General features: G+C 65.5%; 15 protein-coding genes. 6 read left to right on the forward strand and 9 right to left on the reverse strand.

Annotated elements, in window-relative coordinates:
* Positions 1-16 precede the first annotated feature (16 nt).
* Positions 17-1,039, forward strand: a complete 1,023-nt coding sequence (locus ACWEFV_RS00085) for an alpha/beta hydrolase (RefSeq protein ID WP_450068636.1) — start codon at positions 17-19, stop codon at positions 1,037-1,039.
* Here ACWEFV_RS00085 and ACWEFV_RS00090 read toward each other — a convergent pair.
* A complete protein-coding gene (locus ACWEFV_RS00090; RefSeq protein WP_450068637.1) occupies positions 1,022-1,630 on the reverse strand; it encodes a TetR/AcrR family transcriptional regulator in 609 nt (202 codons plus the stop codon). The two genes, ACWEFV_RS00085 and ACWEFV_RS00090, sit on opposite strands and share 18 nt — an antisense overlap.
* A 68-nt stretch (positions 1,631-1,698) precedes the next feature.
* On the opposite strand from ACWEFV_RS00090, the gene ACWEFV_RS00095 reads away from it, so the two are divergent.
* The 3 genes from ACWEFV_RS00095 to ACWEFV_RS00105 are packed head-to-tail and all read left to right on the forward strand — an operon-like array spanning position 1,699 to position 4,159.
* On the forward strand, positions 1,699-2,745 hold the full coding sequence (locus tag ACWEFV_RS00095; protein ID WP_450068638.1) for a phosphotransferase: 1,047 nt from the start codon (positions 1,699-1,701) through the stop codon (positions 2,743-2,745).
* Positions 2,742-3,113, forward strand: a complete 372-nt coding sequence (locus ACWEFV_RS00100; protein ID WP_135453470.1) for a nuclear transport factor 2 family protein — start codon at positions 2,742-2,744, stop codon at positions 3,111-3,113. The genes ACWEFV_RS00095 and ACWEFV_RS00100 overlap by 4 nt, the downstream gene beginning before the upstream one ends.
* Positions 3,110-4,159 (forward strand): TIGR03857 family LLM class F420-dependent oxidoreductase, encoded by a 1,050-nt coding sequence (locus ACWEFV_RS00105; protein WP_450068639.1) that lies wholly within the window; start codon positions 3,110-3,112, stop codon positions 4,157-4,159. Before ACWEFV_RS00100 ends, ACWEFV_RS00105 begins: the two co-directional genes overlap by 4 nt.
* 190 nt (positions 4,160-4,349) lie before the next feature.
* On the opposite strand, the gene ACWEFV_RS00110 is transcribed toward ACWEFV_RS00105, so the two are convergent.
* Positions 4,350-5,846, reverse strand: coding sequence for an acyl-CoA carboxylase subunit beta (locus tag ACWEFV_RS00110; protein ID WP_450068640.1), 1,497 nt, complete (start codon positions 5,844-5,846; stop codon positions 4,350-4,352).
* 139 nt (positions 5,847-5,985) lie between these two features.
* Between ACWEFV_RS00110 and ACWEFV_RS00115 the strand changes: the two genes are divergently transcribed.
* Together ACWEFV_RS00115 and ACWEFV_RS00120 are read left to right on the forward strand one after the other, a co-directional pair.
* Positions 5,986-7,041, forward strand: a complete 1,056-nt coding sequence (locus ACWEFV_RS00115; RefSeq protein ID WP_450068641.1) for an LLM class F420-dependent oxidoreductase — start codon at positions 5,986-5,988, stop codon at positions 7,039-7,041.
* Positions 7,038-8,273 carry a cytochrome P450 gene (locus tag ACWEFV_RS00120; protein WP_450068642.1) on the forward strand — a complete coding sequence of 412 codons (1,236 nt, stop codon included), beginning with the start codon at positions 7,038-7,040 and terminating at the stop codon, positions 8,271-8,273. Before ACWEFV_RS00115 ends, ACWEFV_RS00120 begins: the two co-directional genes overlap by 4 nt.
* 11 nt (positions 8,274-8,284) lie before the next feature.
* Here the strand turns inward: ACWEFV_RS00120 and ACWEFV_RS00125 are convergent, their stop codons facing one another.
* The 7 genes from ACWEFV_RS00125 to ACWEFV_RS00155 all read right to left on the reverse strand — a co-directional run bounded on the left by ACWEFV_RS00125 (position 8,285) and on the right by ACWEFV_RS00155 (position 15,008).
* Positions 8,285-8,647 (reverse strand): VOC family protein, encoded by a 363-nt coding sequence (locus ACWEFV_RS00125; protein WP_450068643.1) that lies wholly within the window; start codon positions 8,645-8,647, stop codon positions 8,285-8,287.
* A gap of 87 nt (positions 8,648-8,734) precedes the next feature.
* Entirely contained in the window at positions 8,735-10,021 is a 1,287-nt protein-coding gene (locus ACWEFV_RS00130) for an amidohydrolase family protein (RefSeq protein WP_135453476.1), read from the reverse strand.
* A 91-nt stretch (positions 10,022-10,112) separates the two neighbouring features.
* Complete coding sequence (locus tag ACWEFV_RS00135; RefSeq protein WP_450068644.1) at positions 10,113-10,250, reverse strand: YbdD/YjiX family protein; 138 nt, start codon at positions 10,248-10,250, stop codon at positions 10,113-10,115.
* A complete protein-coding gene (locus ACWEFV_RS00140; RefSeq protein WP_135453478.1) occupies positions 10,250-12,556 on the reverse strand; it encodes a carbon starvation CstA family protein in 2,307 nt (768 codons plus the stop codon). The genes ACWEFV_RS00135 and ACWEFV_RS00140 overlap by 1 nt, the downstream gene beginning before the upstream one ends.
* A gap of 191 nt (positions 12,557-12,747) precedes the next feature.
* Positions 12,748-13,155 carry a hypothetical protein gene (locus ACWEFV_RS00145; RefSeq protein ID WP_135453479.1) on the reverse strand — a complete coding sequence of 136 codons (408 nt, stop codon included), beginning with the start codon at positions 13,153-13,155 and terminating at the stop codon, positions 12,748-12,750.
* Between the two features lie 4 nt (positions 13,156-13,159).
* Positions 13,160-13,432 (reverse strand): hypothetical protein, encoded by a 273-nt coding sequence (locus ACWEFV_RS00150; protein ID WP_450068645.1) that lies wholly within the window; start codon positions 13,430-13,432, stop codon positions 13,160-13,162.
* Between the two features lie 46 nt (positions 13,433-13,478).
* Positions 13,479-15,008: an ATP-dependent DNA ligase gene (locus ACWEFV_RS00155; protein ID WP_450068646.1), complete on the reverse strand. Its 1,530-nt coding sequence runs from the start codon at positions 15,006-15,008 to the stop codon at positions 13,479-13,481.
* Between the last annotated feature and the right edge of the window lie 2 nt (positions 15,009-15,010).

Raw genomic sequence — 15,010 nt, forward strand, 5'->3', positions numbered from 1 at the left:
GCGCTCGGTGGGCGCTATGGCAGGCGCGGGGGATTGGAATCCGCTTTCCATCACCGGTCTACGTCAGCTCGGCGAGGTCGCCCTCGACGAGCTCGTGGTCACCGGTATGACGCTGACCGGCCCACCGCCGCAACTGCCGCGACCACTGGGCGAGTATCAGCGGGCCTCCGACGAACTTGGCGCGCTCGGTATCGACGCGGCACATTCGCGCCCGGATGCTCTGCAGGTCAAACACATCCGGCCACGCCGATTCGGCGCGCTGACGTTCGATGAGTTGGTCTTCGAACACGAACCCGCGCTGCCGGCCTCAGTGCTGGCCGACGGTCACGGCGGGGTTGCCACGGCCAGGGTGCGGTTGTATCGGTGCGGCGACGACACCCGGCCCTGGCTGATCTGGGTGCATGGGGCCGGTCAGGGCGATCCGATGGACCTGCTGGTCGCGCGGGTCCGACGCCTGCGCGAACTCGGATTCAACGTGGCGTTGCCGGTGCAGCCCGGGCACGGTGCTCGGCGCGGTTGCCGGCCCGAATATCCCGCCCGCGATCCGCTGGCCAATGTCGCCGGCATGATGCGGGCGGTGTCAGAGGTGCGGGCGTTGATCGGCTGGCTGGAACCACAGGCGCCGTCGATCGCGGTAGCCGGTCTGTCACTGGGCAGTGCGGTGGCGGCGCTGGTGTCACATCTGGACGAAAGGGTCGGGGCGGTGGCGGTCTACACCCCCATTCTCGGGCTCAACACGATGATCGGATTGCACCTGGGACGCTGGGGAGCAGCCGGACAGCAGTCGGCGCGAGAGTTGCAGTCGACCACAGTCGCGGCGATGACCTCGGTGATCGACCCGCTGCGCACCCGGCCGCGCGCCGAGCGTCGCCTCATCGTCGGTGCCTGGCATGACCGGATGGCGCTGCGCAGTTCGGCGCTGGCCATGCATGAGCAGTGGGGCGGGGAGCTCTACTGGCACGACGGCAGCCATGTCGGACACCTGTTTTCCGGTGCGGTACAGGATGAGACCGAGCGGTTCTTAACGACCGTAGCTTGAGGTGATCCGGGCCCGCACACAGTTGATCTCGTGGTCGAGATCGTGGTCCTCGGGCAGGACCACCCACTGGAAAGCGATCCCGAAGATGGATCCGGTGATGTCCCGCAGCGCCATGTCGACATCGATGTCGGCCCGCAGAGAACCGTCGGCGATACCGGTGCGCAGGCCTGCCTCGATCTTGACGGCTGCCCCGGCCAACTGGGTGCGCACGCCGTCGCGCAGTGGCGAGGTGGTCTTCACGGCCTCGAATGCCGATACGAACATGGCCATGGTCACGGCGGCATCCTCGGCGTGAATCTCCTGCACGCGGTCGAAATGTGCCAGTACCTGCTGCAGTCCGGTGGCGCCCGGTTCAGGGTCGGGGTTCAGGCGCGCCACGTACACATCCTGGAAGGCATCCAGGATGGCGTCCTTGTTGCCGTAGCGGGCGTGCACCATGGCCCGGCTGTACCCGGCCCGTCGGCCGATCTCAGCGGCAGTCGTTGCTTCCCAGCCCTTTTCGACGATCAACTCAGCGGCAGCCTGCAGCAGCCGGCGCGAGGACTGCTCGACGCGCTGTGGCTGGGTGAGGCCCTGAGCTGGGGAAGGCACCCTTGCATATTAGACGGTCGACAACTAACTTAGTTGTTCGGCGTCAAATTTCTGTGCGGAGGTCAACGATGACATCAGTCGCAGTGCCTTTCTCTGGGCCGGTACCCACCGGCATCGATGAGGTCACCGCGCCCTGGTTGACCGAGGCACTGGGTGCACAGGTGACGGCGGTTCGAGCGGAGCGGATCGCTTTGGACACCGGTTTCTCCGCAGCGCTGTACCGGATCCATCTGAGCGGATCCGATGATGTGCCAGAGACTTTGATCGTCAAACTGCCCGCGGACTCACTGGCGCGTGGCGGGATGGAGATGCTCGGCGGCTACCAGCGCGAGCTGTACTTCTACCGGCATGTCGCGTCGGAATCTCCTATTGCCACGCCGCGCTGCCATGTCGCCCGGATGTCCGGTCCCGACTTCGTGCTCGTCCTCGAAGATCTGCGGGACTGGGAGAACGCCGACCACCTGGCCGGGCTGTCGCTCCCGCGCGCCCGGCTCGGTATCGAACAGTTGGCCGGGCTGCACACATGGTCGACAGGTGTCGATGATGCTGTACTGCAGGAATTCCCGAGCATCGACAGCTCGTTGACGCGCGACCTGTTCCTGCCGGCATTTGCGGCCGGGTGGCAGCTCTACCGAGACCACACCGGCCGGACGGTTTCGCCGGCGGTGGCGCATTTCGCTGAGCGGTTCGCCGATCTCGCACCCGCCGCGCTGTCTGCGCTCTCGGACCGGAACATGTTGCTGCACGGAGATATTCGAGCTGACAACATGTTCTTTCGCGACGATGCGCTGAAGGTGGTCGACTTCCAGCTGACGGTCCGCGGTGCGGGTGCGGCCGATATCGCGTATCTCATCAGCCAGGGCCTGCCCACCGAGGTCCGCCGCGGCCACGACGCGGAGTTGCTGCGCGAGTATGTCAGCCAGGTCGAGGGGTATTCGTTCGATGAGGCCTGGCGGCACTATCGCTTTGCGACCGCCCTGGTGATGTACATGCCGGTGGTGGCGCTGCTCACCTGGGACGTCGCACCGGAGCGGTCCCGGCAGCTGTGTCTGACGCTCATCGACCGCGCCGTCGCGGCCATCGAGGACATCGACGCCTTGGAGGAGTTTTCATGAGGACGGCGCGTGAAGTCGTGGAGCAGTACAACTGGGTGGTCTGGAACGAGAAGGACTTCGCCCTCGCCGATGAACTGTTGGGGGACACAGTCACCCGTCACGATGTGGGCGAGGTCAACGTGCTCACCCATGAAGAGGCGGTGAACCGGGTGATCGACCACTGGGCGATGTTCGAGACGATCCGGTTCGACCTGAACCTGATCGTCGCTGGTGACGACGCTGAGCACGTCGCGATCGTGTACGAATCCCCGATGACGTTCCCGGACGGCAACGCCATGACCGTCAGCAGCATGGAGATCTTCCGCGTGGTCGACGGTCGCATCACCGAGGTGTGGAACTGTGGTTACAAACAAGGAGTTTGGGCATGAGCGAAGTGGTTCTCGACGAACTTGGCTACTACCTGTTGGCCGGCGCCGGCGGTGAAGGCCCGGCCACGCTGATGGACGAGGCGCGCCGCGGCGAGGAACTCGGCTTCGGTACCGCGTTCATCTCCGAGCGGTGGAACGTCAAGGAAGCATCCTCGCTGGTCGGCGCCGCCTGCGCGGTGACCGAACGCATGCAGATCGCGACGGCGGCAACCAATCACAACACCCGCCACCCGCTGATCACCGGGTCATGGGCCACCACGATGCACCGGCTGTCACGTGGCCGATTTACCTTGGGCATCGGTCGCGGCGTTGCGGCCATGTACAACGCATTCGGGGTACCCGCGGTGACCACCGCGCAGATGGAGGACTTCGCGCAGGTCATGCGCAGACTGTGGCACGGCGAGGTGGTCTTCAACCACGACGGCCCGATCGGCAAGTACCAGGTGCTGTTTCTCGACCCGGACTTCAACGAGGACATCCGCCTGGCGATCGTGGCCTTCGGACCGAAGACGCTGGCGTTGGGCGGGCGGAAGTTCGATGACGTCATCCTGCACACCTACTTCACCCCCGAGACGCTGCAACGCGCGGTGAAGACGGTCAAGGAAGCCGCCGAGCAGGCCGGCCGCGACCCCGCCAGCGTGCGGGTCTGGTCGTGCTTTGCCACCGTGGGCGACCACCTGCCCGAGGAACTGCGGCTCAAGAAGACCGTGGCTCGGCTCGCCACCTACCTGCAGGGCTATGGCGACCTGCTGGTGAGCACGAACAATTGGGATCCGGCTGTGCTGCAACGCTTCCGGGAAGACGCTGTCGTCACGTCGATTCCGGGCGGTATCGACCACAAGGCGAGTGCCGAGCAGATCGAACACATCGCGACCCTGATCCCCGACGAGTGGCTGGAACCGTCGGCCACCGGATCGGCACGTCATTGTGTGGACCGCATCCGCAAGGAGTTCGACTACGGCGCCGACGCGGTGATCATGCACGGGGCCACCCCCGACGAGCTCGAGCCGATCGTCGCCGAGTACCGGGCGACCAAGGTGTCATAACGCTACTGCTCCCGAGCGAGGTGGGCGGCTGGGTGCGACACCCAGCAGCCCATCTCAATCGCCGCATCGCGACTCGCCGCCATCCCCGAGGTTCAGTACCGCTCACCTGACATCGACCGCGCCCAGCAGGAGCTGGAATCACTCGACGATCAGGTGCTGGCATCCTGAGACGCCGCGGCGCGGTGGAGGGCTAGGGCGTGATCACGGTGCGCGACACTGGTTCGGCGACCGCCTGGCGGCTGAAGATGCCGTGCTGGAGCGTCGTCAGCAGGGCGTTGCGGGTTTCTTCGGGGGAGATCAGCTCGTCAAAACCGAGGTGACCCGCCGACCGGAAGGACGCCTCCAGTTCCATCCGCTTGAGCACCTCGGTGTAGTCCTCGCCGGCGTGGGTGGCGGCGCTGAGTGCGGCCGCGCCCATCGCGCCCATCGTGGCTCCGGGATAGGCGAATGTCGCCACCTGATCGTCAAACCCCAGTAACGACATCACCATTGACCCGAACCCGAAGGCCTTGCGCAACGTCACGTGCAATTTGAGAGTGGTGGCGGCGGTCTGGGCGGCGAACATGCGTGCCCCACTGCGCAGCACGCCGCTGCGTTCGGATTGGCTGCCCGGCAGCATTCCGGGATTGTCGGCAAGGAAAACTATCGGCAGATGGAACGAGTCGGCCACGGTGATGAAATGCGCTGCCTTGTCGGCGGCGTCGGCATCGATCGAACCGGCCATCACCTGTGGCTGGTTGGCCACCACCGCGACCGGATAGCCGCCCAGATGAGCTAGCGCGCAGATGATCGCGCGACCGAACTTGGGTTGCACCTCGAACCAGTCGGGCCGGTCGAAGATCTCGTCGATCACCGCGCGGATGTCGTAGATCTGGCGGTTGTCGCGGGACACGATGTCGAGAATTTCCGGGGTGAGTCTCGGGTCTGCGGTGTCGTCGGCAAGCCGGGTCGGCGGATACGACCATGCGCTGGACGGGAAGTAGGAGAGGTAGCGCCGGATGTCGTCGATGACCGTCTCGTCGTCCTCGGCGTAGTTGTGAATCACGCCGCTGGCCAATGCCACGTTCGGACCGCCCAGATCCTCCTTCGAAATATCCTCTCCGGTGGACTCTTTCACCACCGGCGGGCCGGCAGTGAAGATCGCTCCCTGACGGCTCATGATGCTGAAGTCGCACACCGGGGCCACCAGGGCACCGTGGCCGGCAGACGGGCCGAGGATCGCCGATACCGTGGGCACCTTTCCCGAACATCTCGCCTGGGCGATCAGATCGGTCGGTGTGCGCCCGTAGTGCTCACCGCTGGGGCGAAAACCTGCGCCCTCCAACAGCATCACGAGCGGAATCTTGTTGCGAAGCGCCAACTCGGCAAGCCGGTACCGCTTGGCGTTGCCGCCCGGGCCGATACTGCCGGCCAGGGTGGTGAAATCCTCGGCGCCCACCATCACCGGTGTGCCGTCGATACGGCCCGCCCCCGCGACGAGGCCATCGGCGGCGATGTCGCCGCCGACCAGCGTCCCGAACTCCTGAAAGGTGCCGGGATCCAGCAGTCGCGCGATCCGCGCACGGGCATCGAGCTTGCCCTTGCCGTGGTGCTTTGCCAACCGATCGGGACCGCCCATGCCATGGGTGTGTTCACGCCGACGAGCAAGGTCCTCGAGAGTTTCCTTCCACTCCGGGTCGTTCGTCATGCCGCCGTCCTTTTGTCGAGCGTTCGCGCCTGGGTGCACAAGCCTACCGCCGTTGACCATACTGAATTGCTTACTGTAGCGTCGATCAGGTGGTCGCTTTGCGCATGGTGAAACACGCTGGCAAAGGAATGCGTCGCCGATGAGTGACCCCGTTCCGCGCGTTGTCAAAGTCGACCGAGGCGTCCCCAGCCGGTTGGCCGATGTCCCGGACATCGCCCGTGAGCTCGAGGCGAGCGGTTATGACGGGTGCTGGACGGGCGAGATCAACCACGACCCGTTCTTGCCCTTGGCGATCGCGGCCGAGCACACCGAGCGGATCCAGATCGGCACCAGCATCGCGGTGGCCTTCGCGCGCAATCCGATGAGCATGGCCCAGTTGGGTTGGGATCTGCAGACCTATTCGGGAGGACGTTTCATTCTCGGATTGGGCACCCAGATCCAGCCGCACATCGAGAAGCGGTTCAGCATGCCGTGGAGTCATCCGGCCCGCCGCATGCGAGAGTACATCGAAGCGCTGCATGCGATTTGGGGCTGCTGGCGCGATGGCACCAAGCTGCGGTTCGAGGGGGAGTTCTACACCCACAAGATCATGACTCCGATGTTCACCCCGGAGCCGTCGACGCTGCCGTTTCCGAAGGTGTTCCTGGCCGCGGTGGGTGAACTGATGACCGAGGTGTGCGGTGAGGTGGCCGACGGGCTGCTGGCCCATGCGTTCACCACCCGGCGATATCTGGACGAGGTGACCACGGTCGCGCTGCAGCGGGGCATGGACCGCAGCGGGCGCGACCGTGACGACTTCGAATTGTCCTGCCCGGTCTTCCTGGTCACCGGTGCCGACGAACAGGAGATGGCTGCGGCGTCGGTCGCAACCCGCAAACAGCTCGCGTTCTACGGCTCGACACCGGCCTACCGCAAAGTCCTGGAGCTGCACGGCTGGGGCGATCTGCATACCGACCTGCACCGGCTGTCGCTCGCCGGGGAGTGGGACGCGATGGGCGAGCTCATCGACGACGAAGTGCTCGGCACCTTCGCCGTGGTCGCCCCGATCCCAGAGCTGGCCGTGGCATTGCGGCGCCGTTGTGACGGCGTCATCGACCGCGTGCTTCCAGGCTTTCCCGCCGCTGTATCCCCGGAAACCGTGAACGCGGTGTTGCAGGAGTTTCGCGAATGCCCGCCAGTGAGGAGCAACGTATGACCGTCCGCACGATCGACGATGTCGCCAAGATGTTCGCCAACCCGTCGGCCTATACCGACGAGGCGACAATCCATGCGGACCTGGCCCACCTGCGGGCCAACGCCCCGGTTTCCTGGGTCGAGGTGCCCGAGTATGCGCCGTTCTGGGCGATCACCAAGCACGCAGACATCATGGAGATCGAGCGTGCCAACGACATCTTCACCAACTCTCCCCGCCCGGTACTGGTCACCCGCGAGGGTGACGAGCAGCAGGCCGCCATCGGCATCCGGACGCTGATCCACACGGACGACCCACTGCACCGCGACCTGCGGGCCATCGGTGCCAACTGGTTTCGGCCAAAGGCCATGCGCGCGTTGAAGGATCGCGCCGATGAACTGGCCAAGCGGTTCGTCGACAGAATGGTCGATGAGGGGCCGGAATGCGATTTCGTGCAGCAGGTCGCCGTGAACTATCCGCTGTACATGATCATGACGCTGCTCGGTGTGCCCGAGTCCGACTTTGCGTTCATGCTCAAGCTCACCCAGGAGCTGTTCGGCAGCGACGACGACGAGTTCAAGCGCGGCACCAGCATGGAAGAGCAGGGCATGGCGCTGCTGGAGATGTTTCAGTACTTCACCGAACTGACTGCCTCGCGTCGGGCGAATCCGACCGACGACTTGGCTTCGACGATCGCCAACGCCACCCTGGATGGGGAGCCGCTGTCCGATATCGACACGGTTTCCTATTACGCGATCATCGCCGCGGCCGGCCATGACACCAGCAGTGCCAGCATTTCTGGCGGCATGCACGCGCTGCTGCAGAATCCCGACCAACTGGCCCGGCTGCAGAATGACATGAGTCTGATGCCGCTGGCGGTCGAGGAGATGGTCCGGTGGTCGACACCGGTCAAGGAGTTCATGCGTACCGCGCAACAGGACTACGAGATTCGCGGTGTACGCGTTGCGAAGGGCGAGTCGGTGCTGCTGTCCTATGTCTCGGGTAACCGCGACGAGGATGTCTTCGTCGATCCGTTCCGCTTCGACGTCGGTCGAGATCCCAACAGACACATCTCGTTCGGCTACGGTGTGCATTTCTGCCTCGGTGCCGCACTGGCCCGGATGGAGATCAACAGCTTCTTCTCCGAGCTGCTACCGCGGTTGCGCTCCGCAGAGCTCACCGGCGAACCGCAGCACATGGCCACTACCTTCGTCGGCGGGCTCAAGCACCTGCCCGTGCGCTACTCGCTGCGGTAGGGCGCCGAGCATCACTCGGCTCTGCGATGGGCGATCTGAAAGAGATTGCCCTGCGGGTCGGCCACCATGGCACGCCGGTCGCCGTACGGGGTGTCGCGCGGCGTTTCGATGCTGGTCGCGCCGGCGGTGAGGGCCCGCTGATAGGCGCGGTCGGCGTCGTCGACGTAGATGTAGAGGAAGGCGGGGAACAGCCCGCGCTCGCCAACCGAGGTGACCATGACCAGCGAATCGCCGATGCGCATCTCGGCAGGGCGATCAGGATGGACCTCGCCGTTGGCACCGAAGACTGTCCGCAGGAAATTCACCGCTACCGCGACGTCGCCGACAACCATGCGGGGCGTGACCGTGTGGTACCCCGGGGGTGGATCGAGCATGCGATGCACCTTCCCTCCTGACCCTCGTGGGAACCACTTGGCGGGTCAGTAGGAAAGGTACGCCTCGCGGGTCGGACCCGGTGTCGACTAGCTCGACCCCGAGTTCCCCCGCGCCGCGGCGTGCAGCGCGTCACCGCGGGTGCCCTGCTCGTGGTGGCTCAGCGCCTGGATCGAAACATCATGACCCTCAGCGGCTTTGCGCAGCGCGCCAACCGTCGCCTGATCGCGCGAGATGTGCGTGAAGGGGTCGAACGAGTACCAGCGCATGGCGTTCTCGTGAGTCATCTTGTTGATCTCGTCATCGGGCACGTTGTTCTCGGTCAACACGTCCCACAGCTCCTCGGGGGCGCCCGGCCACATCGAGTCGCTGTGCGGGTAGTCGGCCTCCCAGCTGATGTTGTCGACGCCGATCCTGTCGCGCAACGCGACGCCGACCGGATCGGAGATGAAGCAGGTCAGGAAGTGCTCACGGAACACCTCGCTGGGCAGCTTGCCGCCGAAATTCTGGTGCGTCCAGGTCGAGTGCATCTCATAGGTGCGGTCGACGCGCTCCAGGAAGTACGGAATCCAGCCCGTCCCGCCCTCGGACAGCCCGATCTTGAGATCCGGGTAATCCTTGATGGGCTTGGACCACAACAGATCCGCGGCGGCCTGCACGATGTTCATCGGCTGCAGGGTGATCATCACGTCCAGCGGCGCGTCCGGGGCGGTGATGGCCAGCTTGCCCGACGATCCGATGTGCACATTGAGCACGGTGTCGGTGTCGCACAACGCCTTCCACAGCGGGGTCCAGTAGTCGTCGTGGAAACTCGGGTAACCCATCGCGGCGGGGTTTTCGGTGAACGTCAGCGCGTGCACACCCTTCTTCGACACCCGGCGGACCTCGGCGGCGCACGCCTCGGCGTCCCAGATCACCGGAAGTGCCATCGGGATGAACCGGGCCGGGTAGGCGCCACACCATTCGTCGATGTGCCAGTCGTTGTAGGCCTGGACCAGGGCCAGGGAGAACTCGGGATCCTCGGTGGCGAACAGGCGGCCGGCGAAACCGGGGAAGGACGGGAAGCAGATCGAGCCGAGGATGCCGCCGGCGTTCATGTCCTTGACTCGTTCGTCGACGTTGTAGCAGCCCTTGCGGATCTCGTCGAGGCCCTGTGGCTCCAGGCCGTATTCCTCCTTGGGCCGGCCGGCGACCGCATTCAACGCGACGTTGGGGATGACGATGTCGCGGAACTGCCAGGTGTCGCTGCCGTCGGGATTGTGCACCAGACGCGGCGCCTCATCGGCGTATTTCTTCGGCAGGTGGTTCTTGAACATGTCAGGCGGTTCGACGATGTGATCGTCCACGCTGATCAGGATCATGTCGTCTTTGTTCACGAACGCGCTCCATTCACGACGGCCTTACCGTATGGACGACAGTTTAGCCGGACGTGACGGCTTCAGGCCAGGCCATCAGCAGATTCGCGGTTCAGCAGCAGCGCGCCCCTGGATTGGCTTCCGTGTTGCGGTGCCGCATTTTCCAATAATCCCGCTCGGACAGCACCGGGTCACCGGGATGAGTACGGGCGCGGAGCGCGACGTAGCGCCGATAGTGGTTGTCGCCCATCAATGTTGACCAGTACCACCCGATGTGGCGTGCGGCCTGGCGTGTGCTCCGGGCAAGGCGTCCCACTGCTTCTGCACCTCCTTCTCGACCGAAGTGGCAATCAGACCTGACGGGGCGAAGATGCGCGAGGGCACTTCCTCATCCACGGCCAGCGGTCGCCCGGTTCCACGTAGCGCCTGCAGCGCCATCACGACGCCCGCGATGAACACGATCAGCACCAGCACCGCGAAGACCACCGACAAGGTGCCCTGGATGAAGGTGTTGCGGATGACCGCGTCGATCTGATCGGGGTTCTTCGCCGCACCGAATGTCGACTTGCCGGCCTCCTGGGCGGCGACGTACTGCGAATGCTGCTTCCAGTAACCGACTTTCGGGTCGGCGGAGAAGATCTTCTGCCACGATGCCGTCATCGTCACCGTCAGATCCCACAGCAGCGGAATACCCGGAATCCAGGCCCATTTCACCAGCCCGCGCTTGATCACCACCACCGTGACCACCGTCAATGCGATCGCGGCCAGCAGCTGATTGGCGATGCCGAACAGCGGGAACAAGGTGTTGATGCCGCCCAGCGGGTCGGTGACGCCCATCAGCAGGATCGAACCCCACGCGGCGACCACGATGACGCTGCAGGCCCAGGCGCCGGCCCGCCAGCTGGGATTGCGCAGCTTCTTCAGCGGCCCACCGAGATTGCCGAGGCCGTCAGACAACATGAATCGCGCGACCCGGGTGCCGGCGTCGACCGTGGTGAGGATGAACAACGCCTCGAACATGATCGCGAAGTGGTACCAGAACGCTTTGAGGCTCTCGCCGCCGAACACCTGGTGCAGCACCTCGGACATGCCGAAGGCCAGGGTGGGTGCACCGCCCGTCCGCGACACGATCGAGTGCTCGCCCACGCCCTCGGCGGCTGCGGTGATCTCCTGTGCAGTGATCGGCTGACCGGACAGGCCAAGGCCGTTGACGTAGTCGGCCGCGGTCTGTGCCGTCGTACCGGTAGCGGCTGTCGGTGCGTTGATCGCGAAGTAGAGGTGCTGGTTGAGGATCGCCGCGGTGATCAGCGCCATGATCGCGACGAAGGACTCGGTGAGCATGCCGCCGTAGCCGATCAGCCGCATCTGGCTTTCCTTCTCCAGCAGCTTGGGCGTGGTGCCCGAGGAGATCAGCGCGTGAAAGCCCGACAGAGCACCGCAGGCGATGGTGATGAACAGGAACGGGAACAACGAGCCGGCGAACACCGGGCCGGTGCCGCTGGTGGCGAACTGCGAGATCGCGGGTGCCTGCATCACCGGCCGGGCGATCAGGATGCCGACGGCAAGCAGTGCGATGGTGCCGACTTTCATGAACGTCGACAGATAGTCACGCGGGGCCAGCAGGAACCACACCGGCAGCACCGAGGCGGCCAGGCCGTAGATGATGATGCACCACGACAGGGTGACCTTGGAGAGGGTGAACCAATCGGCGCCCCAGGATGTTTCGGCCACCCAACCGCCGGCGATCACCGCGAGCAGCAGCAGTACGACACCGATCAGGGAGACCTCCGACACCCGGCCGGGGCGGAAGAACCGCAGGTACAGGCCCATGAAGATGGCGATCGGGATCGTCATCGCGATCGAGAAGACACCCCAGGGGCTTTCGGCGAGCGCGTTGACCACCACCAGCGCCAGCACCGCAAGCAGGATCACCATGATGACCAGCACGCCGACGATCGCCGCGACACCGCCGACCAGGCCGAGCTCGTCGCGCGCCATCTGGCCCAGCGACCGGCCGCGGCGGCGCACCGAGATGGACAGCACCAGGTAGTCCTGGACACAGCCGGCCACCACGGCGCCGATGATGATCCAGATCGTGCCGGGCAGATAGCCCATCTGCATGGCCAGCACCGGGCCGACCAGCGGGCCGGCACCCGCGATCGCGGCGAAGTGATGACCGAACAGCACCCGCCGATCCGTCGGCATGTAGTCCGTGCCGTTGTCGAAAAGTTCGGCCGGAGTGGCGTTATCGTCGCGAGGCCGGACGATCTTCATCTCGATCAACCGGGCGTAGAACCGGAAGCCGATGACGTAGGTGCAGATCGCGGCGATCACGAACCAGACCGCATTGACGGTTTCACCGCGGAAGAAGGCGATGACCGCCCAGGCCACTGCGCCCAGCACCGCGACTGTCGCGAAGATCGCCTTGTGTTTGGCGGTGATCGGAGAGCGGTCGATGATCGCCACCGGCGGAAGATCCTTGTCGGTGCGGATATAGGTGACGTCGCCGTCGTGCTCCTCGATGCGGTCCGCCGGTGGGGCGTCCGGTGTTGCCACGGTCTCTCCTCGCTCACCCAGTGTCATACGCGTCGTCTGTGATCTTTTCATCGCGCCAAACCGCGCGGCATCGAATCCCGGTTTCCGAACCGTAACCGGGAAATCGTCGGCAGGTCAGGTGAGGAATGCGCGCACGGTGTCGATCGTGCTCGGTCTGCCGCGTCAGCATCACGCGGTCAAGCCCCGCGAAGTCAGTTGGCTGCGATGTCAGCCGCAAACTCGCCCGCGACGTTGATCGGCCGGCGATGCCACCACCAGCCGTCCTTGTTCTCGATGCGGTAGAACCTGCCAATTGCGAGGCCTCCGTCGTCCACCGTTGCGGCGCGGAAGCGGGCGTCGAGCGCCTCCAGCTCCCCAACGCGTGCGCCACGGACGCGGTCGGTCAGCATCGGCCACACGAGGGCAAGCCAGTCCCGGCAAGCCATGTCGTTGGTGTACTCATACGCCATCTGGTCGTAGCCCCGCTCGACTTCTGCGACGAGTGAAGCCCATGCAGCGAACATCTCATTCACCGTGAATGCCTTGCGCCATCCGCGAGCGTGGAGTTCGCGGGATGCCCGATCGATGGACTCGTAGTCCTCGGCGGTGAATTCGCCCATCGGACTACTCGCCGTCGCGCCAGGAAACGAGCGCCTCTGCCAGTTTGCGATCTGCGCCGAAATCAGGGTTCAGGCCGAAGTGGTCGACTCGTTCGCGTGCGATCCAGCCGTGCAGGAACACGGCGTCGGCTCCGCTCCGAATGTGGCCGAGAAGCGGACCGATCATGCAGTCGTACTCGTCTTGGCATTCGACGGCGTCCGCAACGCCGATGGCGTCCCACTCCATGAGCAGAGCACGCACTCCTGCCATCTGCTTCTCGGGCTCCCGATTGTCCACGTCGCCATTCTCGACGACGCTGCCTCGCATGGGAGACCGATTGTGGTCACGGGCTGGCGAGATACGACCGCACGGTATCGATCGTGTCCGCCTGATCCGGGGTCTTGTCGTCGCGATAACGCAAGACCCTGGCGAAGCGCAGCGCGACGCCACCGGGGTAGCGGCTCGACCGCTGGACCCCGTCGAAGGCGATCTCGACGACCTGCTCCGGCCGGACGGTGACCACCCAGCCGTCGTCATCGACCTGCAGTTCCCGGAAGCGCTCGGTCTGCCAGGCCAGCATCGCGTCGGTCATGCCTTTGAAGGTCTTGCCCAGCATCAAGAATCCGCCGGTGTCGGGATCGCGCGCGCCGAGGTGGATGTTGGACAGCTTGCCGGTGCGCCGCCCCGACCCCTGCTCGACGGCCAGCACCACCAGGTCCAGGGTGTGCACGGGTTTGACCTTGAGCCAGCCGGCGCCGCGGCGGCCAGCCTCATACGGTGCCGTCGGTGACTTCGCCATGACGCCCTCATGGCCGGCGGCCAGGGTGCGGTGCAGGAACTCCTGCGCGACCGACGTGTCCGACGTAACCACGCGATCGACGCGGCGGTCCTGCGGAACCAGCGCGTCGAGGGAGGCCAGCCGCTGGTCGGTGGGCAGATCGAGCAGATCCCGGCCGTCGACGTGCAGCAGGTCGAAGAAGAACACCGAAAGCGGTTCGAGATCATTCGGGGTCTTGCGGCCGAACCGGGCGGCGGTGACCTGAAAGGGGTGCGGGCGATTGTCCGGACGCAGAGCGATGGCCTCGGCGTCGGCGATCAGATCCGTGGCCGGCAATTCCAGCGTCGCCTCGACCACCTCGGGCAGCCGGTGGGTGACGTCGTCGAGGCTGCGCGTGAACACCGACACCTGTGATCCCGTGCGGTGGATCTGTACCCGGGCGCCGTCGAGCTTGGCCTCCAGAATCGCTGTGCCGCCGAGGCGTTCGAGCGCATCGGTGACACCGGTCGCGGTCTGTGCGAGCATCGGCCCGACCGGGCGACCGACCTGCAAAGCGAAGTCGGTCAGGGCGGTACGGCCACCGGTCAGCGCCGCGGCGGCCACCGCGGGTAGATCACCGGCGAGCATGGCGGCGCGGCGGACCTCGGCCGCGGGGATGCCGGATGCCCGGGCCACGGCGTCGGCCATCACCCCGGCCGGGGCGCCCTGACGCAGCTCGCCACCGAGGAGGCGGCGCAGGAAGGTCTGCTCGGTGTCCGTGGCTGTGGCGAAAAGGTCCCGCACCAATTCGGCGCGCAGCGCCTGCGAGCCCTTCCCGGAGACCGCGCCGATCCGGGTGAACCGCTCGTCGACCCCGTCCACTGTCAGCTCCGGGTCCTCTGCCGGTGCCGGCAGTGAACGTAACGCCGCCCATCCGACGCCGATCTGGCGTTGGGGGAGCTCTCCGGACAGCCAGGACACCGTGACCGCCACTGTGCGGGCGTCGCCCTCGGCGGCGACCACCGACAGCAGGGCGGCGATGCGGTCGATCTTGGCCAGCCGCGCCGACGTCCCCGCGATGTCGGCGGATGCAGAGGTGACGTCGGCGAGCAACACGC

It is taken from the genome of Mycobacterium sp. NPDC004974 (assembly GCF_053600815.1).

What these genes read in the sequence shown, in the direction of transcription:
- ACWEFV_RS00085 (WP_450068636.1), top strand. Translation starts at nt 17, where the DNA reads ATGGCAGGCGCGGGGGATTGGAATCCGCTTTCCATCACCGGTCTACGT.
- ACWEFV_RS00095 (WP_450068638.1), top strand. Translation starts at nt 1,699, where the DNA reads ATGACATCAGTCGCAGTGCCTTTCTCTGGGCCGGTACCCACCGGCATC.
- ACWEFV_RS00100 (WP_135453470.1), top strand. Translation starts at nt 2,742, where the DNA reads ATGAGGACGGCGCGTGAAGTCGTGGAGCAGTACAACTGGGTGGTCTGG.
- ACWEFV_RS00105 (WP_450068639.1), top strand. Translation starts at nt 3,110, where the DNA reads ATGAGCGAAGTGGTTCTCGACGAACTTGGCTACTACCTGTTGGCCGGC.
- ACWEFV_RS00110 (WP_450068640.1), bottom strand. Translation starts at nt 5,846, where the DNA reads ATGACGAACGACCCGGAGTGGAAGGAAACTCTCGAGGACCTTGCTCGT.
- ACWEFV_RS00115 (WP_450068641.1), top strand. Translation starts at nt 5,986, where the DNA reads ATGAGTGACCCCGTTCCGCGCGTTGTCAAAGTCGACCGAGGCGTCCCC.
- ACWEFV_RS00120 (WP_450068642.1), top strand. Translation starts at nt 7,038, where the DNA reads ATGACCGTCCGCACGATCGACGATGTCGCCAAGATGTTCGCCAACCCG.
- ACWEFV_RS00125 (WP_450068643.1), bottom strand. Translation starts at nt 8,647, where the DNA reads ATGCTCGATCCACCCCCGGGGTACCACACGGTCACGCCCCGCATGGTT.
- ACWEFV_RS00135 (WP_450068644.1), bottom strand. Translation starts at nt 10,250, where the DNA reads ATGGGCGACAACCACTATCGGCGCTACGTCGCGCTCCGCGCCCGTACT.
- ACWEFV_RS00145 (WP_135453479.1), bottom strand. Translation starts at nt 13,155, where the DNA reads ATGGGCGAATTCACCGCCGAGGACTACGAGTCCATCGATCGGGCATCC.